Raw genomic sequence first — 21,802 nt, forward strand, 5'->3', positions numbered from 1 at the left:
ATACCGGTGGTCCCCTGAGGCAATATCGAGTGGCCTTCAAACCTCAAAATACTCAGTTACCTAATGGGAACTGGAAGGAGCTGGTAAGGCCTTCCGATTACCCGGACCTGGAGTCCTCAGTAAAAGACCGGTCTATGGCTCCCTCCGCGCTTGGTGTCAAGATCCGGGTTTCGTAGTGGCTGTTTTTGGTATTCTGTGCGGCCACTGTCTCGGTGTCACCCTGCCTGATCCATACAGATCGAACCTCTATCAACCGACGATAATTAAAAGCTGAACCCAGCAGTTCCTAGATGTACCAAGCCACTCACTTCGAGTTCTCAGTCATCACTTCAATCAGCTCCGACCACCCCTTCCGAGAGATCAGCTGAGCCTTATAAACCGAATTCAGAGCATATGCTGATGTTGGCTTATGCCGAACTCCCGGGCGCTGTCTCCTGTCACAGCGTCACGGATAATTCAAAGGTCGGCATAACCAAAGACTGACATGCTTTTTCCCGATCTTAGGAGAAAGGCTCTAGCCATGAACCGACAAGCAGACACAGGTCCCACCGACGACTGGTAGACGAGGCTGCGGTTACGTCCTCGCCGCGGTGGTGGCCCATTGAACCCACTGCTGAGAAAACTCATCGACTTGCTTTCCAAATAGGGGTACGCACTTACGACGTCGCATAACATTGTGCGCGCCGCACTCCGCCTCGGCGAGTGGATAAGTCGCGACGACATCGCGATCGCGGACCTTCAATTACAAATAATCACAGCATTGATCCAGGCCGACAAAGCTGCCCATCAAAGCCACAGGGTCGCGAACGAATCAACCGCGGCTATCGAACGGTTCCTTCGCACCACGCAGCCCCTCTCACCAGTCCCCGCGGACGACGGCATCGCCAAACTTGTGGATAAGGTTGTGGCTTGATGTCTGTCGTTCCCGAGCTGTATCCAAACGAGCCAGTTTAGATGTCACCAAACCCTGTATCAGTCCCGACCGATTCGGCCCCGATTTGGACCAGTTTCAGACGCGTTGGATGTTCATAGATCACAACGGTTCAGAAAGAAATGTGGGCAAGTGACCATTTCAACGGTTAAACTTTGACTCAGTAAGACTCTGACCAGGCAACTTATCGAATGTTAAACTGTGGGCCCAGAGGGACTTGAACCCCCGACCCTCTCGGTGTAAGCGAGATGCTCTAGCCAACTGAGCTATAGGCCCCACAGCAGGTCAGGAGCAATAGCTCCCGAACGTGCTTGACCAGTATGCCATAAGGCCATGCGGGCAGACGAATTCCGTGTTCAGTCGCTCTCTGTCTTCAGCAGGCGCGCCACGATATTGGCGAAATTCTCACCTGCATCCGCATCTTCAATACCGAAGAGTCTGCGATTCTGTTCGATCGCCACGGCACCGAGGGCATGTGCCATCACTCCATGGGAGACGGTCGTGCCTAAGGCTTCAGCACTCAATGCGCTTGGAGTCACTGCGGCGGGGGCGATCGAGAATCCGAGGAGCATAATCTCAGCACCGTCACGATAGGTCAGGAGGATGTCCCGCAGCGCCATCGCAGTCACAAGCGGGTCAGAAGTCGATGGGCATCGCGCATCGACCTCAGCATTCATCCGTGTGGCGATGAGGACGAAGAGCTCCTGCTTGTCTTTGACGTGCCAATACAGTGCGGAAGGCTGGACCTCGAGCTCACGAGCGAGCCTGCGCATCGACAGATCACCCAGTCCGTAGCGCGAAAGGATGTCGAGGGCGGTTGTCGTGATGCTCCCGGCAGTCAGTGCCAACGAGGTGTTCCTTCCATTTGCGGATGGTCGACCGTGCCGATTTTTCAGAACGGGTCACCATCGCTATAGTAGTTCCTGGTCACGGGATATAGCGCAGCTTGGTAGCGCGCCTCGTTCGGGACGAGGAGGTCGTGGGTTCGAATCCCGCTATCCCGACCATGTAATGTGTCGCGACATCGTTCACTCGATGTCGCGGCACATTTTTCTTGTCTCCCGTGCCGCCAGGCTGGGTCACCCCAGGTCAGGCCCAGAGCAAAACATCACTGCTGGACGCCTGAGCGCTCAGCTCACATCGGTTCGAATGGTCAGCAGGAAGGCGGAATCCTCGTGCGCCTGCACGGAGTGCCTCTCCGGAGGTATCGTCATGAGATCACCGGCGCTGAGCTCCCACGACTCCTCGGCTGAGGACAATGCCACACGTCCCTGCAGCACCTGCAGCGTCGCCTCCGGCGGAGAATCGTGTTCGGCCATCTTGGTCCCTGCCGTCAAGGTCAGCAGCGCTTGTTTGAGATAACGCCCGCTGTAGACACCGTGGGCAGCCCGCCCGCTGTTTGTACCACGCGCCTTTTCCAGAAGTTCGCTCGTCAGCTCACCAAGGTTTTGAGTCTGGGAATTGTCCGTCATCGTATCTCCTGTCCTAATGTCGAGTTCACGAGGGCGTGAAACCATATTTCATTCCCGCCGTCACCCTGATGCTAACTTGAAGTTGATCAGTTTCAGACCAACAGTGGAGGTTCCCATGACAGATGAGACCGCGCCCGAAATCATCGACGTGCGCACGGTACCAAAACCTGAACGGCACCCGTTCGTCATGGCCGCCTATCAGAAACTCGATGTCGGTTCCGGACTGATCCTCATCAACGATCATGAACCCAAGAACCTCAAAATCGAGATGGAGGCCGAGTACGCTGAGGCGCTGGCCTGGGAACCGCAGGCATCGGATGACCAGGAATTTCGGGTTCTCATCAGCAAGCGAGCAGGAACACCACTCCCCCGCGTCCTCGCTGATGTAGGTGAACTCGGCGGGGCGGCTGAGACCTCCGGGTCAGTGTGGCAGCTTCAGCCTCAGCAACGTGATCTCGATGCAAACATCATCGCCCTGTCTCCAGGCGGTGAGATCAAGGAACACGTCGGGCCGGGACTCGACGTCCTCATCCATATCCTCGACGGCGCCGGAACCTTGGAGACGGAACTGACCACAATTCCGCTGACCCCCGGCCAGATCGTCTGGCTGCCACGCCGTTCTCGTCGCCGATTCCTCGCCGACGACGCTCTGGGCCTGCGTTACTTCTCAGTCCACCAGCGCAAACAGGGACTGACGATCACCAGTCGACACTGATCCCATCGGAGAAGAGGCCAGACGGTTCGGTCAGATCTGCAATGAAGACTGCAGTCAGGCTACGGGTTCGGGATCGTCTGGGCGGTCAAACGCAATGGTGATGAGCCTGCGCAGGACCGCCTCGTCAATGTCTTCTAACTTACGGACATACACACACCCGGCGCCCTCTGTGTATGTGCCGAGGCCCGGCAGCAAGGCAGCCTCAGCCGACGTGTCCTTGAGCCCGTACAACGACAGCTGAGCCTTACGTGGTGAGAACCCGGTCTTGGGCCACACACCACGATTGCGCGGATTCGACGGTGAGACGTATTGGTACTGTCCATAACCCACGATCGATGGACCCCACATCACCGGCTGGGTGCCGGTGACCTCACTGAAGAGCTCTTCGAGCCTGATCCCGTCCTCACGTCTCTTGTTCGGAACTGCGGCCTGCAGGAATTCCCCGACGTCGGCATCGGTGGGCTGTGTCTTCTGTGTCGTCATGGCTTAAGTATGGACTCTCAGCAGTGTTCCGGCACCGCAGCGATGTTCAGGCACCGTCTGGGATCCATGCAGTGCCGTCTTGAACCTTGTAGATGAGGTTGGTTCGGGTATGGGCGACGGCCGGGTAGCGGGTGAGATAGTCGAGGACGAAGGATTGGACCGCCTCGGTGTCTGTGGCGACGATGTGGAGCAGATAATCATCGGCTCCTGCCATGTGATACATCCTTACAACCCCCGGGAACTGAGGTGCTGCGGCTGTGAAGGCGTCGATCTCCGCACGGTCATGCTTGGCCAGACGGATTGAGATCAAAGCTTGGAGTGGAACACCTATGGCTGCGGCATCAATGTCGACGCGAAAGCCTCGGATCACGCCCAAGGTCTTGAGGCGCTTGAGGCGAAGGGACACCGTCGACTCCGAGATGCCCACAGCCGCAGCCAAAGCGGTGCCGGATGCTCTGGCATCATCACTGAGAGCTTTGAGCAGCTGGCGGTCAACATCATCGAGTTCCACTTTCTGCGACATGACTCACATTCTGGCATAGCAGATTCAAGAAACTTTCATTGTGTAACCAAAAATCACAGATCCTGGACCGAGGATTGCAGTTCATAGCAGAAGTGACTTGAATGCTGTCATGACCTCACTGCACCCAGAAACGCTCATGGTCCACGGCGGAATGGACGGCCTCACCGAGGCAGGAGTCCACGTTCCGGCCATCGACCTCTCGACCACCAACCCCGTCAACGATGTCGCCACCGGCGGTGACTCCTACGAATGGTTGGCCACCGGTCATCGGCTCAAGGACGGCGACTCGGCCGTCTACCAGCGCCTGTGGCAGCCCGGCGTCGCACGCTTCGAGACCGCCCTGGCCGAACTCGAACGCGCCGACGAAGCGGTCGCATTCGCCACCGGCATGGCCGCAATGACCGCGGCCCTCCTGGCAGCAGTCAGCGCAGGAACACCCCACATCGTTGCAGTGCGTCCCCTTTACGGCGGAAGTGACCATCTCCTCGAATCGGGACTGCTGGGCACGACCGTCACGTGGGCAAAGGAAGCCGACATCGCCTCGGCGATCCAAGACGACACAGGACTCGTCATCGTCGAGACCCCAGCCAACCCCAGCCTCGATCTCGTTGATCTTGATGGTGTCGTCGCAGCCGCCGGTAACGTCCCGGTGCTGGTGGACAACACCTTCTGCACTCCCGTGCTCCAGCAGCCCATCTCCCACGGTGCGGTCCTGGTTCTGCACAGTGCCACCAAATACCTGGGCGGTCATGGCGATGCCATGGGCGGAATCATCGCCACCAACTCCGACTGGGCGATGCGCCTGCGACAGGTCCGCGCGATCACTGGGGCACTCCTCCACCCCATGGGTGCCTACCTTCTCCACAGGGGACTGCGCACCCTGGCCGTGCGCATGCGAGCGGCACAGACGACCGCCGGTGACCTCGCGCAGCGTCTGGCCGGCCACCCTGCCATCGCGGCAGTCCACTACCCGGGCCTGGAAGGCCAGGATCCGCGTGGGCTGCTTGGACGTCAGATGTCCGGTGGTGGAGCCATGATCGCAATGGAACTCGCCGGCGGCTTCGATGCCGCACGCAGCTTCGTCGAACACTGCAGCCTCGTCGTCCACGCGGTGTCACTGGGCGGTGCCGACACACTCATCCAGCATCCGGCGTCGCTGACCCACCGGCCGGTCGCGGCCACGGCCAAGCCCGGCGACGGTCTGATCCGGCTCTCTGTCGGACTCGAACACGTCGATGACCTGGCAGATGATCTCCTCGCCGCCCTCGACGCGAGCTGAGCCGCAGCCTGATTCCACTGCTGCGTTGACATTGACGCGACGTCAACTTCTAAGCTGATCGTCATGGACTGGTCCATACAGGAAACAGCACGGATGACGGGGACAACGAGCCGAACGCTGCGTCACTATGACGCAATCGGCTTACTGCCACCGACGTACACTGCCCACAACGGATATCGCTACTACGACGAGACAGGGTTGGTGCGCCTGCAGCGCATCCTCCTGCTCAAGGAGCTGGGGATGCCATTGAATCGGATCGCGGAGGCGCTCGAAGCCACCGCCGACCCGATAGCGGCATTGGGCGACCATGTGCACAGCCTCGGACGCGAGCGTGCACGGATCGAGAGGCAGATCGCCGCCGTCACCGCGACCATCGCACGATTGGAAGCAGGTGAACCTCTCATGGCAGAGGAAATGTTTGACGGATTCGACCATCGCAGACACAAAGAAGAAGTGACGCAGCGCTGGGGCAGAGAGGCGTATGAGACATCAGCGCTATGGTGGGAATCCCTTCCCAGCATGGATAAGCAGTCGTGGAAAGCCATGGTCGAGGAACTCAACCAAGACTGGACCAACGCCGCCGAGGCAGGGGCCGACCCGGGAACAGATCGTTGCCAGGACCTGGCTCGACGTCATGTCGAGTGGCTCAGAGCCGTACCCGGGACTCCTGCCGAAGATCCGTCGGGGAACCTCGACGGATATGTCCGCGGCCTGGCCGATATGTATGTCAGCGATCCTCGTTTCGCAGCCAACTACGGCGGGGTCGAAGGCGCCGAGTTGGTCCGAGACTCACTCGAGAACTACCTCAACATGAACGCAGGTCAACCGCAGTGATCAGCTGCGGATATCGAAACCGCTGATATCGAAGCGACTGATCAGGACTGCCGCTCCAGGGCTCGCCGAATCTTCTCGGCGGGCCCTGCCAGCTGCTCAGGGGTCTGCATAGGCGCACGATCGGAGATATCGAAATCGTCCATGGAGTTCGTCGGCAGGACGTGGATGTGCAGATGTGGGACCTCATATCCGACGACGAGCAGGCCGATGCGCTCACAGTCGAGGGCCTCCTTCTGGGCACGTCCGATCTGCCTCGCCACCGCCATCAGGTGATCGAGCAGGTCCTGGTCTGCGTCGATCCAGTGTGAGATCTCTTCCCGGGGGACGACCATGGTGTGGCCCTCGGTCATCGGTGCGACGTCGAGGAAAGCCACGCACACATCGTCTTGGTAGACGAAAGTGCCCGGAATCTCCCCGTTGATGATCTTGGTGAAGATGGTGGCCATAGTTCATTCCTCCTTGATGATCCGATGATCGCATCGACTCAACGGCTGAGTGCTCGTGCTTGAGCAACGTCAGCTGTGAAGTCACGCGTTTCGGTTCGTGCAACCTGACGACTGCTCACGATCGTACCCGTTTGGGAGATGACGAAGACGCCGCGTTCGGCGACACCATGATCAGCGTCGAAGACTCCATAGGACCGAGCCACCTCGCCGTGGGGCCAGAAGTCCGAACCGAGATCAATGCCGATCTCACGAGCCTGTGACCACGCGGCGAGCGTGTACTTGGAGTCGACGGACATGGCGATGATCTCGACCGGTGCAGACTCGGTCGCCAGCGACTGCCTCACGTCTTCAAGGGCTCTGACCTCATCACCGCAGACGGGTGAGAAAGCGAACGGAAAGAAGACGAGGATGACAGCCGACTGACGGAGCGCCTCGGCGAGGTGGAGCGTGGACCCGAACTGATCGGGTACGCAGAAATCAGGGGCCCGAGCTCCGGGCCGAAGGATCATGAGAAGTTCTTTTTGCCTACCAAACGGAAGCCTGCCCAGTATTCGGCAGCGCTGACTGTGGAGGTCACGTGCATGCCAGCTGTGGGAGCTGCCTCAGAGATGTCGGCCGGGCTGATGTGGCCGGGGCGACTTGCCTTGGGTGACAGTAGCCAGACGGCTCCGCCTTCCTTCAATGTGGCCTGCGCGTCGACGAGGCCATCAATGAGGTCGTCGTCGTCGGAGCGCCACCACATCAGAATGACGTCGAAGACACCGTCTTCGTCGCCGTCTGCGATCTTGTCACCGATGATGTTTTCGATCGCCTGGCACAGGTCCAAGTCGACGTCATCGTCGTAGCCGATTTCTTGCACATAGTCTCCCGCAGCCAAACCAAGGTTCTGGCCCAGCTCGTTCGGGAGGGTCGACGTGGAAGATGTCCTTTCAGAAGAGGAGTTACTCATGCCCTCATTGTTCCGTCAACTGGGCTCAAGGCGCAAATGGCGGCGCGCCAAGGCGACGCAATCCACGTCAAAGCGCATCGAAGACCATGAACTCGTCACCGAGATCACAACATTTCTCTCCAGCGAAGTTCGCGCCGGAGGACTAGGCTGATGGGAGTATCTGGTGGACCCTGGGCTCAATCATGATTTGATTCTCCATTCCACTCGATCACCCAGATCTCGACACCAACGAAGATCGTGGAGCGGAAGAGAGGACCACACCGTGGACAATCGGAAACAGGGCGGACCGATACTCAACGGGCTGCCCAGCCAGGTGCCCGACATCGATCCCGAAGAGACTGAGGAGTGGCTGGCATCGCTGGACGGCCTCATCGACGAGGGCGGACGATCACGTGCACGTTACGTCATGCTGCGGATGCTCCAGCGTTCGCGAGAGAAGCAGATCGGCGTGCCCAGCCTGACAGCCACCGACTATGTGAATACCATCGGACCCGAGAACGAACCGTGGTTCCCCGGCGACGAAGAAGTTGAGCGCCGCTACAGGCGCTGGAACCGTTGGAACGCAGCGATGCTCGTCCACCGCGCTCAGCGGCCCGGAGTAGAGGTCGGCGGACACATCTCGACCTACGCGTCGTCGGCCACACTCTACGAAGTCGGACTCAACCACTTCTTCCGCGGCAAGGACCATCCCGGCGGCGGCGACCACATCTTCTACCAGGGACATGCCTCGCCCGGAATGTACGCTCGTGCCTACCTCGAAGGTCGGATGAGCGAACAGGATCTCGACGGGTTCCGTCAGCAGCAGTCCCACCAGGTCGACGGCAAGCCCAGCGGGCTGCCTTCCTACCCGCACCCTCACCAGCTGCCTGACTTCTGGGAGCACCCGACGGTGTCGATGGGTCTGGGACCGATGAACGCGATCGCCCAGGCGCAGTTCGACAAGTACATGCACAACCGCGGTATCAAGGACACCTCGCAGCAGCAGACCTGGGCGTTCCTCGGTGACGGTGAGCTCGATGAGCCGGAGAGCCGTGGGATGCTTCATGTCGCCGCCTTCGAAGAGCTCGATAACCTCAACTTCGTCATCAACTGCAACCTGCAGCGTCTCGACGGACCGGTCCGCGGCAACGGCAAGATCATCCAGGAGCTCGAAGCCTACTTCCGCGGTGCCGGATGGAACGTCATCAAGGTCGTCTGGGGCCGCGAATGGGACACCCTCCTGGGTAAGGACCGTGACGGTGCGCTGGTCAACCTCATGAACGCCACCCCTGATGGTGACTACCAGACGTACAAGGGCGAGTCCGGCGGTTTCGTCCGCGACAACTTCTTCGGGCGTGATCCTCGCACCAAGGCCATGGTCGAGGACTACAGCGATGAGCGGATCTGGAACCTCAAGCGCGGCGGCCATGACTACCGCAAGGTCTTCGCCGCATACAAGGCCGCAGCCGAACACACCGGTCAGCCGACCGTCATCCTCGTCAAGACCGTCAAGGGCTACTCGCTGGGACCTCATTTCGAAGCTCGCAACGCCACACACCAGATGAAGAAGCTCACGGTCGACGATCTCAAGCTCGCTCGCGATCACTTCCAGATCCCGATTTCGGACAAGGATCTCGAGGAGAACCCGAAGCTGCCTCCGTACTACCACCCCGGGCAGGACGCTCCGGAGCTCAAGTACATGCAGGAGCGTCGTGCGGCCCTGGGTGGCTACTCCCCCGAACGGCGCAGCACCCATATCGATCTCAAACTGCCTTCCGACAAGGCCTTCGATGCCGGCAAGCGCGGTTCGGGCAAGCAGACGATCGCGACCACAATGGGCTTCGTCCGTGTACTCAAGGACCTTATGCGGGAGAAGGAGTTCGGCAAGCGCATTGTCCCGATCATCCCCGATGAGGCCCGTACCTTCGGTATGGACTCGTTCTTCCCGACGGCGAAGATCTACAACCCGCACGGACAGAACTACATCTCGGTCGACCGTGACCTGTTCCTTGCGTATAAGGAAGCCACCGACGGCCAGCTGCTCCATGTGGGCATCAACGAGGCTGGCGCGACTGCCGCACTCACTGCGGCCGGCACCGCGTATGCCACGCACGGCGAGCCGATGATTCCGTTCTACATCTTCTATTCGATGTTCGGATTCCAGCGCACCGGAGACTTCTTCTGGGCCGCTGGGGACCAGATGGCGCGTGGTTTCGTTCTCGGCGCCACGGCAGGTCGGACCACGCTGGTGGCCGAGGGGCTGCAGCACGGTGACGGTCATTCGCACCTTCTGGCCTCGACCTACCCGTCGATAGTGTCCTACGATCCCGCCTACTCCTACGAGATCGCCCGGATCGTGCGTGATGGCATCCATCGCATGTACGACCCTGAAGATGAGCGTGACCCCAACGTTCTGTACTACCTGACGTTGTACAACGAGCCGATGGTCCAGCCTCCTGAACCCGAGGATCTCGACGTCGATGGAGTGCTCAAGGGCATGTACCTGCTGTCGAAGGGTCCCGATAACGGTGGCCCGAAGGTCCAGCTCATGGGCTCAGGCGTCAGCGTCCCCTGGGTCCTCGAGGCCCAGGAGCTGTTGGCTGAGGACTGGGGCGTTTCGGCAGACGTATGGTCAGTGACGTCGTGGACAGAGCTGCGTCGCGATGGTCTCAACGCCGAAGACGACCGACTGCTCAACCCCGACGTCGAGGCACGTGTGCCGTATGTGACACAGAAGATGGCTGAGACCGAGGGCCCTGTTGTGGCGACTTCGGACTACATGCGCGCGGTTCCGGATCAGATCCGTCAATACGTGCCCGGCCACTTCACGTCCCTGGGTACCGACGGCTACGCGATCTCGGACACCCGTCCAGCGGCGCGCCGTTACTACCACGTCGACGGGCCTTCGGTCGTGACACAGGCCCTGATCTCTTTGGCCGACACCGGCGCGATCTCGATCGACAAGGCCGCCGAGGCGGCGCAGAAGTACCAGCTCGACGACGTCTCCGCTGGCACCTCGGGTTCAACCGAGGGAGCCGGCGCCTGATCTCATCGAGCCAGGTGCAGGTGGTGCATTGACACCGCACTGAGTATGGCCGGAGTCGCCAAGACTCCGGCCATACTTGTCTCAACCGACAAACGCTTGTGTGTCGCACACAAGCGTATTGTGACAAAGCGTTTAAAGTGGTGCCTATGACAACTGACGCCGAGACGCTCCGGCGCCGTGCAGAGACGGCCCGTCGTCTGCGCGCAGGAGTGGGAGTCCTCTCCACAGTGACCCTGCAGCGACTCGAAGCTCGGCTCCCTTGGTATCGCAGCATGTCCCCATCGGATCGCTCCTGGGTCGGACTGTTGGCCCAGTCGGGCATCACGTCGTTCATCGACTGGTATCGCAAGCCCGACACCGATCTGCGCGTCGTCAGCGAGATCTTCAAGTCCGCTCCGCGCGACCTCATCCGCGCAATCAGCCTCCAGCAGACCCTCCAGCTGCTCAAGATCGTTGTCGAAGTCGTTGAGGAGAGGGTGCCCGACATTGCCCGCCCGGTCGAACAGCCGGCGCTGAGGGAAGCCGTTCTCGTCTACTCCCGTGAGATCGCCTTCGCCGCCGCCGATGTCTATGCCCGCGCGGCCGAGGCCAGAGGCAGCTGGGATGCTCGCTTAGAGGCGATGGTCGTCGACGCCTTGGTCCGCGGTGACTCCGTGGATGAGTTGGCCAGCCGCACCGCTGCCTTCGGCTGGCAGTCCGAGGGCCCCGTCAGCGTCCTCGTGGGACGAGCCCCGCAGAGGTCGGCCAAGCGCGGCCTCGACGTCATTCGCCGCAAGGCTCGCAAATGGGCCGATGACGCACTCGTCGGCATTCACGACAACCGTCTGCTCATCGTCCTCGGCGGTGCCACGGACCTCGATACCGCCGTGGAAGATCTCTCCGAGTGCTTCGGACCTTCCGAGGTCATCGTCGGACCCAGCGTTCCGTCCCTGGCGGAGGCCGCCACCTCGGCGAAGGCTGCGATCATGGCGCTCAAGGCCGCGACGGCTCGTCCCGACTCACCCCGCCCGGTTCGGGCAGAAGAGCTCCTGCCCGAACGGGCCCTGGCCGGAGACAGCGTCGCGCTGGGCGAACTCATCAGCAGGTACTACGAACCACTGACCTCCGGCACGGGACAGCTGCTCAAAACCGTCAGCGCCTACGTCGAATTCGGATCATCCCTAGAGGCCACAGCCAAGGCGCTGTCCGTCCATCCGAATACCGTGAGATACCGGCTCCGAAAGATCACCTCGGCAATCGCACTGGACCCCACGGTCTCCCGCGACGCCTTCGTCATCCACATCGCATTGGTCTACGGGCGACTGTCAGATGCCGGGCTATTGTCGAACAGCGACAAAACACACTGATCCAAAAGATCCATCCACTAGATTGAACAGCGAAGTCGAGCGAAAAGAGAACTGAGTGCTAGCTATCACGTGCCCGGGCCAAGGTGCCCAGAAGTCGGGCTTTCTGAGTTCCTTCCTGGAACTTGAGACCTTCGCCGCACAGATCGATGAACTGTCCGCCGCATCCGGGATCAACCTGCGCCTGCACGGAACAGAATCCGGTGACGAGACCATCAAAGACACCGCACTGGCACAGCCGCTGCTGGTCGCCTCGGCGATCGCGTGCGCCTCGGAACTCGGCGCCACAGCCGAATATGTCGCCGGTCACTCGGTCGGCGAAATCGCCGCCGCACAGATCGCCGGGATCTTCACAGCGTCTGACGCCATGCGATTCGTCGCCGTCCGCGGTGCCGGGATGGCATCTGCCGCCGCCCACACACCAACGGGAATGTCAGCCGTTGTCGGCGGCGACCCCGAGGACGTTTTGGCTGCGATCGAAGCTGCCGGGGCCAGCCCGGCCAATGTCAACGGCGGTGGGCAGACCGTGGCAGCAGGGTCGAAGGAGAACCTCGACAAGCTGGCCGAGAACCCTCCGGAGAAGGCCCGCGTCATCGCCTTGCCTGTTGCCGGTGCCTTCCACACCGAGTTCATGGCTCCCGCGACCGCTGAACTGGCCTCCACCGCCTCGGCGCTGGAGATCGCGGATCCTTCCACTTCCATCCTCAGCAACTCTGACGGCACCGTCGTCGAGGACGGACAGGACTACGTCGGCCGTCTCGTCAAGCAGGTCACGAACCCGGTCCGCTGGGACCTGTGCCAGGAGACCCTGCTGAACGCCGGAGTCACCGGGATGATCGAACTCGTCCCCGGCGGCACCCTCACCGGCATCGCTCGACGCGCCATGAAGGGCGTGGAGACGTTCGCCATCAAGTCCGCTGCAGACCTCGACGGCGCACGCGAGTTCGCCGCGGCCCACGCCTGATCACCAAAGGAAGACCATCATGCCAACATTGAAGACCGCAGAACCCGGAACCTTCTCCAAGATCACAGGCATCGGCGCCTACCGTGCCGAGAACCTCGTCAGCAACGACGACATCGCCGGCCCCATCAACTCCTCCGATGAGTGGATCCGCCAGCGCACCGGCATCATCACCCGCCGTCGCGCCAGCAAGGACGTCGGCGTCCTTGACATGTGCGAGGAGGCCGCGCTTGAGGCGATCGCGTCCTCCGGCCTCAAACCCGAGGACATCGGCGGCATCATCATCGCCACGGTCACCTTCGAATACTTCACTCCCTCGGCGGCCGCGGCACTGACCGACCGTCTGGGCACCGGTCACATCCCAGCCTGGGACATCAGCGCAGCCTGTGCTGGCTACTGCTACGGTATCGGACAGGCCGACGCACTGGTGCGTTCAGGAGCGATGGACAACATTCTGGTCATCGGTGCTGAGAAGCTCTCCGAGGTCATCGACCCCGAAGACCGTTCGATCTCCTTCATCCTCGGTGACGGAGCCGGCGCTGTCGTCGTCTCCGCCTCCGACGAACCGGGCATCTCGAAGACCGTCTGGGGTTCGAAGGGCGAGAACTGGTCGACGATCCGCATGACCGAGTCCCTTTACGACGTCCGCGACGACCGCGACACCCCGTTCCCCACCCTGCGACAGGATGGCCCGACCGTCTTCCGCTGGGCTGTCTGGGACGGCGCCGAGGTGGCCAAGGAGGCACTTGCCGAGTCTGGCATCGAAGCCTCCGACCTGGCTGCGTTCATCCCCCACCAGGCGAACATGCGCATCATCGACGAACTCGCCAAACAGCTCAAGCTTCCTGAGCACGTCGTGATCGCTCGCGATATCGCCGACAACGGCAACACTTCGTCGGCGTCCATCCCCTTGGCTACCGAACGTCTGCTGCGTGAACAGCCCGAACTCAGTGGTGGATTGGCTCTGCAGATCGGCTTCGGAGCCGGTTTGGTCTTCGGCGCACAAGTGATCCGCCTCCCTTAAACAGGTTCATTCACGGAAAACTCTCCGTGAATGTCCTAAGATATTCGGCGGGACACTCGTCGAAAAGTTCCTCAACCGGTCGAACAACCCTCGACTGATACTAGAAAGTAGGAAAGTAATGGCATTCACCGAAGCTGAAGTCCTCGCAGGACTGGCAGAGATCGTCAACGAAGAGACCGGTTTGGCTGTGGAAGCAGTCGAGGCCAACAAGTCCTTCACCGATGACCTCGACATCGACTCCATCTCGATGATGACCATCGTCGTCAACGCGGAGAAGAAGTTCGGCGTGAAGATTCCGGATGACGACGTCAAGGACCTCGTCACCGTCCAGGACGCTGTTGACTACATCAACAAGGCTCAAGAGGCCTGAGAAACTCAGCCGAACACGGCCCGTCCACCGACGGGCCGTGTCCACTCTATCGACGAGGTTTGTACCATGACACCTAAAGTTGTCGTCACCGGGATTGGTGCGGTAACCCCATTGGGCGCGACGGCCGATGCCACGTGGCAAGCCATACTGGCCGGTAAGTCCGGCGTCCACACAATGGACAATGATTGGTCTGAGAAGTACGGCCTCGCCGTGGACTTCGCAGCACAGGTCGACCCACAGGTCGTGCCCGAGAATCTCAAACGAGTCCAGGCCAAGCGCCTCGACCCCTCCTCCCAGTTCGCTCTGATCTCAGCCCGTGAGGCCATGGCCGATGCCGGACTCGAGGAAACCGATCCTGATCGCACCGCAGTCTCCTGGGCCACCGGAATCGGCGGCGTGTGGACTCTGCTCGATGCATGGGACACTCTCCAGGAAGAGGGTCCGCGCCGGGTCATGCCCCTCACGGTACCGATGCTCATGCCCAACGGGCCTGCAGCTGCCATTGGCATGGAGTTCAAGGCCCGTGCAGGTGTTCAGACCATGGTCTCGGCTTGTGCGTCGTCAACCGAGAGCCTGGGCCACGCCTATGACGTTGTGGCCTCCGGTCACGCCGATGTCGTCATCGCCGGCGGCTCAGAAGCTGCGATCCACCCCATCACGATCGCTTCGTTCAACTCGATGCAGGCTCTCTCACGCCGCACCGACTCCCCAGAGACCGCATCACGTCCCTACGACGTCGGTCGTGACGGGTTCGTCATGGGCGAGGGTGCTGGCACGCTCATCCTCGAGACTGAGGAACATGCCAAAGCCCGGGGTGCGACGATCTACGCCGAGGTGAGCAGCTGGGGCATCTCCAACGATGCCTACCACATCACCGGTGGAGAGCCCGGCGGACAGTACGCCCTGCGTGCGATGCAGAGCGCGCTGGACAATGCGGAGCTCAGCCCCGCAGATATCAAGCACGTCAATGCACATGCGACCTCGACACCGGTCGGCGACATCCCGGAATCCCTGGCAATCAGCCAGCTGCTGGGATCTCATGTCGGAGATGCTCTGGTCAGTGCCACCAAGTCGATGACCGGCCACCTGCTGGGTGGAACCGGTGCTGTTGAGTCGATCCTCACCGTCAAGGCGTTGGAGACCCGCACGGCTCCCCCGACGATCAATATCGAAGAAGTCGACCCAGAGGTCGTGGGCATCAACATTGTCCGCGATACACCAGCCGAGCTTCCTGCTGGAGACATCGCAGCGATCTCGAACTCGTTCGGCTTCGGCGGCCACAATGCGGTCGTCGCCTTCAAATCGGTGTGATGAACTAGTTTCTCACGCAGTACTGGTACAGCTGCACCGTCCCAGCCTCACTCAGTACGAGGACCAGATCGGGCCCCAGCATTGGATTGCTGGGGCCCGATCTGTGTTGGGCCGCATCTGCGCCGAGGCTGCCTATGTTGCTATCGAGTTGATGCGTTTGGTCACGACTATGGGCACACCCGAGGTAGGAAGGTGTGCCCTTAGTCGTGTGTCCACGACTTCGGTGACGTCCTTGGACCGACGCCACAGGTAGTCCGTGTGAGCTTCAGCCGACCTTGGTCAGCCAGCGCACTGGAGCGCCCTCGCCTGCATGGCGGAAAGCGTCGAGTTCCTCGTCCCAGGCTTCGCCCAGGGCCAGAGCCATCTCAGTGGAGAGTTTGATCGGATCACCCGAGACGCGTTCCATGACGGAGCGGATGCGGTCTTCGGGTACCAGGATGTTTCCTGCAGAGTCTGTGACTGCATGATAGATGCCGAGATCTGGAGTGTGACTCCAACGGCCACCGTCGACTCCGACGGATGGCTCCTCGGTCACTTCATAGCGCAGTGAGTCCCATCCGCGAAGTGCGGATGCGATGCGAGCCCCGGACCCTGCTGGCGCACGCCAGCAGACTTCGGCACGCACAAGCCCTGGTGCTGCCGGCTGGGGTGTCCAGTCGAAGCGTGCCTGTGCACCGATTGCCCCGCCCGCTGCCCATTCAATATGCGGGCATAGCGCGCGAGGTGCTGAGTGGACGAATAGTACGCCCTGTGTCATATCCATTTGTGCCTCCTACCTCGGATACGTCTTCCCCTACGATCCGAAAGGAGGTGCTAGAGCCAATGATAGACGAGATTTACCTGCGCGCCAAGCATTGAAATACCTGGTGGCGTCGCGTGTAGCGAAGTTCTGCACGAGGACGCGAAGGGCGCGGGTCCGCCGACTGCCCGCTTCCCGCACACAGAGCGTCGGTGGGGACCAGTCACCTTGTGCTCTACGATGGCGCTATGACAGATAAGAACTGCAAAACGACCACAGTGCGAATATTCCCGGACTATGGAGACACTGTCCTGTGGCTCGTCTTCCCCGTCGACTATGAAGACAGCGGTCTGTCCGCGGAGCTGATTTCTCAGATGGACGCGTGGGAACGGTCGTACTACCAAGCGTTGGATGCCGACTTCAACTGGAAGTCAGCGGAGCATGCTCGAGTGTTCACGCACACAGGCATCGAACTGGCCGGACAGGTGGCGAACGAACTCGGCGAGGAATACATTGTCGAATTCGCCTCCTACGAACACGCCGCACCGATGTATACCGTTCAGAGCCGCAGACCAGCAGACAACGAGAGTGCCGCTGCCGCATTTTCCACCCTCGTTGCAGAGCTGGAAGCTGAGGATGAGGGGGCGTCGCAGTTGGTGACTGAAGCCGGCCCCAATGGCGAGTGGACGGCATTCGCGCCGCTGTCCGGCGATGTCTTCACCCCGAACAATCTAGGCCCTCAAGCAGAAGAGCGTGACTGAGGCCCAGTTGCGCGGTTCCTATTGGGATGTTCGGATCATGCGGATCTCGGTCACACCATCATCCGCGTCTGTGCTGGTGGAGCCGTCGGCGATGAAACCCATTTTGCGATAGAACGCCTGGGCTCGCGGGTTCGGGTCAGCGACCCATAGAGATACTGGCTCTTCCGGAACGAGGACTGCCTCCAGGAGTTTTGCGCCTGCGCCTCTGCCCTGAATCGACTCATAGGTATAGAGAACGAAGAGCTCCGCCTTGCCTCGGCGATCTTCGTCGTTTGAGGGCCCGGCCATCGCGATCCCGACGATCTGTCCATCCAACTCAGCTACTGCGACTCTGAATTTATCCTGATTGCCGTCAACGAACAGGGAGTTCCACAACTGTTCCCGGCGTTGGAGAAAATCAGGGGCATAGAGAATCTCGTCTGGCATGGTGCCCTGGTACGTTTCCTGCCATGATTCGACATGAACCTTGGCCATCGCCTTGACGTCTTCGATGGCTGGGGAGCGAACGACAATAGTCATAAACAGAGACTACAACAGAGGTGCCCCCGGTCGGACTTGAACCGACGACCAAGGAATTATGAGTTCCCTGCTCTGACCAGCTGAGCTACGGGGGCGAGCAGAAATAAGATTAACACCAACTGACTGCCTGGACCCATTCGGCCCATGCCACGCTCAAGGAAAAGCAAGCACTCACATCTCTCGTCATGGACAGTCCCCACCGCCCCTATCCCCCGGCAAGGACAGCCGTGAGTCAGGGGCAGACGGCATCAGCCTGCCGAGGCGACCGGTGAGATGCGTGTCAGTGCGCTGCGTGCGGCGTCGACGCAGGTGTAGCGTTCGGTTGTGATGTAGACGTCGAAGACGGTCTGGCCATCACTGCCGGGATCGTTTCGCTTGGAAGCGGCAACGAGACCAGACCAGTCTGGACCGACCACGACGACGCCGTGTTCATTGCGCATGGGGTCTGAGGCATCGACGACCCCTGTGCGCACGCCCTGGATCGGAGGTGCTGTGAACCCGCCGGAGAACATCGCAGTCAGTCCCACTGTGTCGCGGATGCGTTCATAGCGATCGCGGGTGGCCTGGGAGAAGGTTTCGTCTTCACCGAAGACTCCGAGTGTGATGGTGGCGGCACCGGAGGCCAGGGCGCGTTCCTCGAGGGCAGCGATCTGGGCGATCAGCAGCTCACGATTCATCACCAACGGTTCACGTCGCAGGCCCTGAGCAATCGAATAGGGCGTGCCCAGAGCCGGCAGGTTCCGGGAATAATGATCGACAAGCCCGTCTTCAATCGGCTCGGAGAAGGGTTCGGGCTGCTTGGTTGCGGGACCGAAGAAGGGCCCTGTCATGAAGCGCGCACCCAGAGCCCGGACTCGGTCGAGATCGTCTTCGGTCGTGACCCCCTCGGCGAGGATGACGGCGCCGGTGCGTTCGAGGTGAGCGTGGAGCAGTCGGTTTAGTTCGGCCAGGTGAGATTCGCAGTCGATGCGCAGCACATCGGGGTGGAGACCGACGACTGAGGGGTTGACCAGGGGCACAAAGGAGGTACTGCGCAGATCAGCGCCGACCGAAGACATTCCCACGCCCCAACCCATGGACCTGGCCTGTCGCACGGCGCGAAGGACCGATGCTGGCGAGGATGATACTCGAGAGGCGTCGAGCTGGAGGATGACCGAACGGTCGGGTTCCTCAGTGCGATCTTCGAGGGTGGCGAAGGATTCACCTTCGGCGTGAAGGAAGAGGCGGTTCGATTTGGGCAGTCCAGCTGCCTCGGCGGTCCGCAGTGCTGTGGCCCGAAGCGAGGCATCGATATCGCCGATCATCGCCGAGGCGTGCATCTCCCGGCGAAGGTTTTCGGACTCGGCGTGGCCGAGTGCAGGATCATCGGTAGGAGCTTGGAGGATCTGGTAGCCGACCTTGTCGAATGTATATGCGTCGACGACGGGGGCGAAGTAGGTTTCGATCCCGCCGGAGCGCACCAGCTCTTCGAGAGCCTGGTCCAGATCGTGTATCGCCTCAACCACCATATGTCCTTCCATGGGCAAACGTGCGTTGACAGTCTTCCACATGAGGACAGCAGTAATTGTCTAAATTCCGTAACATTATTGCGCTCAGAGCTGATGGCGTCGGCCTCGCCTGACCTCGATCAGGCCGACGAGTCCAGCGATGACCACGATGACCGCGATCGCTGCGAACGAGCTGATCATCCCTATGTTCCAGTCGCTGATATCGGTCACAGCGAAGGCCAGCGCAGTCATGATGGCCAATCCCATCGATGTCCCGATGCGCTGTCCGGTCTGCAGAACTCCCCCAGCCGAGCCTGCATATTTCAGCGGGACTTCCTGCAGTGTCAGTGTTTGATTTGGGCTGATGACCATGCCCTGTGCGGCGCCGATGAAGCACAGGGTCAGCAGCATCCACCATTCACTGCCGATGCCCTGTGTGAGAAGGAAGACGACGCCGATGGTTGAGACCAGGCCGACCAGGCAGACGATGATCCCCCAGACGACGAGTCGGCGCCCGATCTGGAACACGAAACGTCCGGATACATCTGCCGAAACGGCGGAGAGCAGAGCGGCAGGAAGGCCGATCATGCCCGCCGCCAACGCGGTGTGGCCCAGGCCCTGCTGCATGTACATGGCGATGAGCACCCAGACGCTTGTCACGCCCATGAAGTACAGAGTGATGATGATCGAACCGTTGCTGAAGCTTTTGATGCTGAACAGGTTCAGATCGACCATGGGGGCGTGACCGCGGGCGAAGTATCTGCGCTCCCACCGGGTCCAGAGCCAGATCGTGAAGAGTCCCAGCAGCAGACTGAGCCAGATGAACCATCCGACCGAGGACTCGACGAAGGGCAGCAGGACAAGAAGGACACCGACGCCGAGCAAGAGCACACCGACAGGGTCGAGATCGCGGTCCCTCTTCCGGACGGGGACATTGCTCGCCGAGGTGGCTGTTGGGTTGCCATCGGAGCCATCGTTGGCGGCTATCGGGTGCCAGGCTGATCTCGGCAGCCAGCTTTTGGCGAGGATGAGTGAGATGAGCGCAAATGGCACATTGACCAGGAACGCAGCACGCCAGCCCAGTTCTGGACCGAAGAAGGCGATGAAGACACCGCCTAGCACGGGGCCGGTCGCAACGGAGAGGCCGACGGTGGTTCCCATCAGTCCGAAGGCTCGCCCGCGCTGGGGTCCTTGGAAGTACTGCTGCAGCAGACCGACGACTTGGGGGTTGAGCAGTCCTGATCCGAGTCCCATGAACACGCGGGCGATATTGAGAGTCAGTGCCCCGGGTGCGATACCGGCCACGAGTGAGGCCAGGCCGAAGAGGCCCACTCCGATCATGAATAGCTGACCGCGTCCGAAGACGTCACCGGCGCGTCCTGCCGCCACGAGGACGACACCGAAGGAAAGCGCGTAGCCGGTCAGTACCCACTGCAGAGCCGAGGATGATGCCTGAAGATCGGTCTCAATGGCGGGGAGAACAACGTTGATGATCGAAACCGAGAGCAGAGACATGAAGAGCGGGACGAGACCAATGAGTACGATTCGTCGTTGAATCTGGTCCATGCGCTGGCCGTCTCTCACCTGATCACCTCTGCTGGGACCGGAATCCGGACAGAGGTCACTGCACGGAATCTGGTCGATTCGACTGCCCCGGACTGGGGTCTACCTCATCATACGTGTGTGCTCATGTCCCGGGCGGAATCACACATGGCCACCGCTGACCGGCCTAGCAGTATTAGGCTTCCAGCCCAAGGCCGGTGCGACGTGGCTGGCGAATGATTCCAAGATGTGGAGGTTGTAGTCCACGCCCAGCTGGCTCGGGATCGTCAGTAGGACTGTGTCCGCTGCTTCGACCGCAGGGTCGGCCTTCAGCGCTTCAATGAGGTGGTCAGGCTCGCCCGCATAGGTCTTTCCGAAGGTCGAACGGGCACCGTCGATGATTCCGATCTGATCGTCTTCTCCCCTGGAGCGGCGACCGAAGTAGAGGTCGTCGAGATTCGTGATGATCGGGAAGATGCTGCGGCTGACGGACACACGCGGGGCCCAGTCATGACCGGCGGCCTTCCACGCCGCCCGATAGCGATCGATCTGATCACGCTGCAGCTCACCGAAGGACGCACCTGTGGCCTCGGTCAGCAGAGTTGAGCTCATCAGATTCACGCCCTGAGCGGCCGCCCATTCGGCGGTCGCCGCCGTACCGGCACCCCACCAGATCCTGTGATCAAGACCGGGTGAATGAGGTTCGACGCGCAGTCTCTTACCTGATCCGAACTGTTCGGGATCCGCGGGCGCCAGTTCCTCACCCCTGATCGCCGACAGAAAGCGGGCGAACTTCGCACGGGCCATGTGTGCGGCCTTGGCACCATCGTTGTCGCTGTAGCCGAAGGCCTCCCAGCCACGATCGGCTGGTTCCGGTGATCCCCGGCTGATACCCAAAGCCACACGCTGGTCCGAGAGCAGATCAAGGGCCGCGGCTTCTTCAGCCAGATAGAGAGGGTTCTCATAGCGCATGTCGAGGTTGCAACCTTCGATGGGTGGCGCAGTCGTTCTCCACAGCTGCTCCGGGTGCCACCCGGGCGCGCTTGACCCAGTGGACGTTGATGGTGACAGGTGCTCGGTCACGATAG

General features: G+C 60.8%; 24 protein-coding genes and 3 tRNA genes. 13 read left to right on the forward strand and 14 right to left on the reverse strand.

Annotation, left to right across the window (positions count from 1 at the left end; all coding sequences use genetic code 11):
• Positions 1 to 676 precede the first annotated feature (676 nt).
• Positions 677 to 913 carry a hypothetical protein gene (locus tag INT40_RS12525; protein WP_193096188.1) on the forward strand — a complete coding sequence of 79 codons (237 nt, stop codon included), beginning with the start codon at positions 677 to 679 and terminating at the stop codon, positions 911 to 913.
• 220 nt (positions 914 to 1,133) lie between these two features.
• Here INT40_RS12525 and INT40_RS12530 read toward each other — a convergent pair.
• Positions 1,134 to 1,207 (reverse strand) — tRNA-Val (locus INT40_RS12530).
• An 80-nt stretch (positions 1,208 to 1,287) separates the two neighbouring features.
• Positions 1,288 to 1,779 carry a TetR family transcriptional regulator gene (locus INT40_RS12535; RefSeq protein WP_101575086.1) on the reverse strand — a complete coding sequence of 164 codons (492 nt, stop codon included), beginning with the start codon at positions 1,777 to 1,779 and terminating at the stop codon, positions 1,288 to 1,290.
• Positions 1,780 to 1,861: 82 nt separating this feature from the next.
• Here INT40_RS12535 and INT40_RS12540 point away from each other — a divergent pair.
• Positions 1,862 to 1,938, forward strand: a tRNA-Pro gene (locus INT40_RS12540).
• 123 nt (positions 1,939 to 2,061) lie between these two features.
• On the opposite strand, the gene INT40_RS12545 is transcribed toward INT40_RS12540, so the two are convergent.
• Entirely contained in the window at positions 2,062 to 2,403 is a 342-nt protein-coding gene (locus tag INT40_RS12545; protein WP_101575107.1) for a cupin domain-containing protein, read from the reverse strand.
• Positions 2,404 to 2,518: 115 nt separating this feature from the next.
• Between INT40_RS12545 and INT40_RS12550 the strand changes: the two genes are divergently transcribed.
• The gene (locus tag INT40_RS12550) at positions 2,519 to 3,118 is read left to right on the forward strand and encodes a DUF2249 domain-containing protein (protein ID WP_193072127.1); all 600 of its coding nucleotides are present in this window, start codon (positions 2,519 to 2,521) and stop codon (positions 3,116 to 3,118) included.
• Between the two features lie 54 nt (positions 3,119 to 3,172).
• Here the strand turns inward: INT40_RS12550 and INT40_RS12555 are convergent, their stop codons facing one another.
• A complete protein-coding gene (locus INT40_RS12555) occupies positions 3,173 to 3,601 on the reverse strand; it encodes a DUF1801 domain-containing protein (RefSeq protein ID WP_193072125.1) in 429 nt (142 codons plus the stop codon).
• 46 nt (positions 3,602 to 3,647) lie between these two features.
• Positions 3,648 to 4,124, reverse strand: a complete 477-nt coding sequence (locus INT40_RS12560; RefSeq protein WP_101574646.1) for an Lrp/AsnC family transcriptional regulator — start codon at positions 4,122 to 4,124, stop codon at positions 3,648 to 3,650.
• Between the two features lie 109 nt (positions 4,125 to 4,233).
• On the opposite strand from INT40_RS12560, the gene INT40_RS12565 reads away from it, so the two are divergent.
• Positions 4,234 to 5,403 carry a trans-sulfuration enzyme family protein gene (locus INT40_RS12565; protein ID WP_193072123.1) on the forward strand — a complete coding sequence of 390 codons (1,170 nt, stop codon included), beginning with the start codon at positions 4,234 to 4,236 and terminating at the stop codon, positions 5,401 to 5,403.
• Between the two features lie 63 nt (positions 5,404 to 5,466).
• A complete protein-coding gene (locus tag INT40_RS12570; protein WP_193096189.1) occupies positions 5,467 to 6,237 on the forward strand; it encodes a MerR family transcriptional regulator in 771 nt (256 codons plus the stop codon).
• Between the two features lie 41 nt (positions 6,238 to 6,278).
• Here the strand turns inward: INT40_RS12570 and INT40_RS12575 are convergent, their stop codons facing one another.
• The 3 genes from INT40_RS12575 to INT40_RS12585 are packed head-to-tail and all read right to left on the reverse strand — an operon-like array spanning position 6,279 to position 7,632.
• Positions 6,279 to 6,683 (reverse strand): HIT family protein, encoded by a 405-nt coding sequence (locus INT40_RS12575; RefSeq protein ID WP_101574643.1) that lies wholly within the window; start codon positions 6,681 to 6,683, stop codon positions 6,279 to 6,281.
• A 38-nt stretch (positions 6,684 to 6,721) separates the two neighbouring features.
• The gene (locus tag INT40_RS12580) at positions 6,722 to 7,192 is read right to left on the reverse strand and encodes a peroxiredoxin (RefSeq protein ID WP_193072119.1); all 471 of its coding nucleotides are present in this window, start codon (positions 7,190 to 7,192) and stop codon (positions 6,722 to 6,724) included.
• Entirely contained in the window at positions 7,189 to 7,632 is a 444-nt protein-coding gene (locus INT40_RS12585; protein WP_226831263.1) for a DUF3052 domain-containing protein, read from the reverse strand. Before INT40_RS12585 ends, INT40_RS12580 begins: the two co-directional genes overlap by 4 nt.
• Between INT40_RS12585 and INT40_RS12590 the strand changes: the two genes are divergently transcribed.
• The 7 genes from INT40_RS12590 to INT40_RS12620 all read left to right on the forward strand — a co-directional run bounded on the left by INT40_RS12590 (position 7,631) and on the right by INT40_RS12620 (position 15,666).
• Positions 7,631 to 7,783 carry a hypothetical protein gene (locus INT40_RS12590; protein ID WP_193072117.1) on the forward strand — a complete coding sequence of 51 codons (153 nt, stop codon included), beginning with the start codon at positions 7,631 to 7,633 and terminating at the stop codon, positions 7,781 to 7,783. The genes INT40_RS12585 and INT40_RS12590 overlap by 2 nt on opposite strands.
• A 111-nt stretch (positions 7,784 to 7,894) precedes the next feature.
• Positions 7,895 to 10,657: a pyruvate dehydrogenase (acetyl-transferring), homodimeric type gene (gene aceE / locus INT40_RS12595; RefSeq protein WP_193072115.1), complete on the forward strand. Its 2,763-nt coding sequence runs from the start codon at positions 7,895 to 7,897 to the stop codon at positions 10,655 to 10,657.
• A gap of 146 nt (positions 10,658 to 10,803) precedes the next feature.
• Positions 10,804 to 12,003, forward strand: a complete 1,200-nt coding sequence (locus tag INT40_RS12600) for a PucR family transcriptional regulator (RefSeq protein ID WP_101574640.1) — start codon at positions 10,804 to 10,806, stop codon at positions 12,001 to 12,003.
• Positions 12,004 to 12,058: 55 nt separating this feature from the next.
• The gene (locus tag INT40_RS12605) at positions 12,059 to 12,964 is read left to right on the forward strand and encodes an ACP S-malonyltransferase (RefSeq protein ID WP_193072113.1); all 906 of its coding nucleotides are present in this window, start codon (positions 12,059 to 12,061) and stop codon (positions 12,962 to 12,964) included.
• A gap of 19 nt (positions 12,965 to 12,983) precedes the next feature.
• Positions 12,984 to 13,985 (forward strand): beta-ketoacyl-ACP synthase III, encoded by a 1,002-nt coding sequence (locus tag INT40_RS12610; protein WP_101574638.1) that lies wholly within the window; start codon positions 12,984 to 12,986, stop codon positions 13,983 to 13,985.
• A gap of 118 nt (positions 13,986 to 14,103) precedes the next feature.
• On the forward strand, positions 14,104 to 14,355 hold the full coding sequence (locus INT40_RS12615; RefSeq protein ID WP_009882400.1) for an acyl carrier protein: 252 nt from the start codon (positions 14,104 to 14,106) through the stop codon (positions 14,353 to 14,355).
• Between the two features lie 66 nt (positions 14,356 to 14,421).
• Positions 14,422 to 15,666, forward strand: a complete 1,245-nt coding sequence (locus tag INT40_RS12620) for a beta-ketoacyl-[acyl-carrier-protein] synthase family protein (protein ID WP_101574637.1) — start codon at positions 14,422 to 14,424, stop codon at positions 15,664 to 15,666.
• A 265-nt stretch (positions 15,667 to 15,931) separates the two neighbouring features.
• Here the strand turns inward: INT40_RS12620 and INT40_RS12625 are convergent, their stop codons facing one another.
• Entirely contained in the window at positions 15,932 to 16,423 is a 492-nt protein-coding gene (locus tag INT40_RS12625; RefSeq protein ID WP_101574659.1) for a DUF3145 domain-containing protein, read from the reverse strand.
• Between the two features lie 230 nt (positions 16,424 to 16,653).
• On the opposite strand from INT40_RS12625, the gene INT40_RS12630 reads away from it, so the two are divergent.
• Positions 16,654 to 17,166: a hypothetical protein gene (locus INT40_RS12630; RefSeq protein WP_193072111.1), complete on the forward strand. Its 513-nt coding sequence runs from the start codon at positions 16,654 to 16,656 to the stop codon at positions 17,164 to 17,166.
• Between the two features lie 18 nt (positions 17,167 to 17,184).
• Here the strand turns inward: INT40_RS12630 and INT40_RS12635 are convergent, their stop codons facing one another.
• The 5 genes from INT40_RS12635 to INT40_RS12655 all read right to left on the reverse strand — a co-directional run bounded on the left by INT40_RS12635 (position 17,185) and on the right by INT40_RS12655 (position 21,686).
• On the reverse strand, positions 17,185 to 17,685 hold the full coding sequence (locus INT40_RS12635; RefSeq protein ID WP_193072109.1) for a GNAT family N-acetyltransferase: 501 nt from the start codon (positions 17,683 to 17,685) through the stop codon (positions 17,185 to 17,187).
• 21 nt (positions 17,686 to 17,706) lie between these two features.
• Positions 17,707 to 17,780, reverse strand: a tRNA-Ile gene (locus INT40_RS12640).
• A 153-nt stretch (positions 17,781 to 17,933) separates the two neighbouring features.
• Positions 17,934 to 19,193 (reverse strand): EAL domain-containing protein, encoded by a 1,260-nt coding sequence (locus INT40_RS12645; RefSeq protein ID WP_193072107.1) that lies wholly within the window; start codon positions 19,191 to 19,193, stop codon positions 17,934 to 17,936.
• A gap of 84 nt (positions 19,194 to 19,277) precedes the next feature.
• Complete coding sequence (locus INT40_RS12650) at positions 19,278 to 20,738, reverse strand: MFS transporter (RefSeq protein ID WP_193072149.1); 1,461 nt, start codon at positions 20,736 to 20,738, stop codon at positions 19,278 to 19,280.
• Positions 20,739 to 20,876: 138 nt separating this feature from the next.
• Positions 20,877 to 21,686, reverse strand: coding sequence for an LLM class flavin-dependent oxidoreductase (locus INT40_RS12655; protein WP_193072105.1), 810 nt, complete (start codon positions 21,684 to 21,686; stop codon positions 20,877 to 20,879).
• Between the last annotated feature and the right edge of the window lie 116 nt (positions 21,687 to 21,802).

It is taken from the genome of Brevibacterium sp. FME17 (assembly GCF_014897515.1).
In the GTDB taxonomy this organism is placed as follows: Bacteria; Actinomycetota; Actinomycetes; order Actinomycetales; family Brevibacteriaceae; genus Brevibacterium.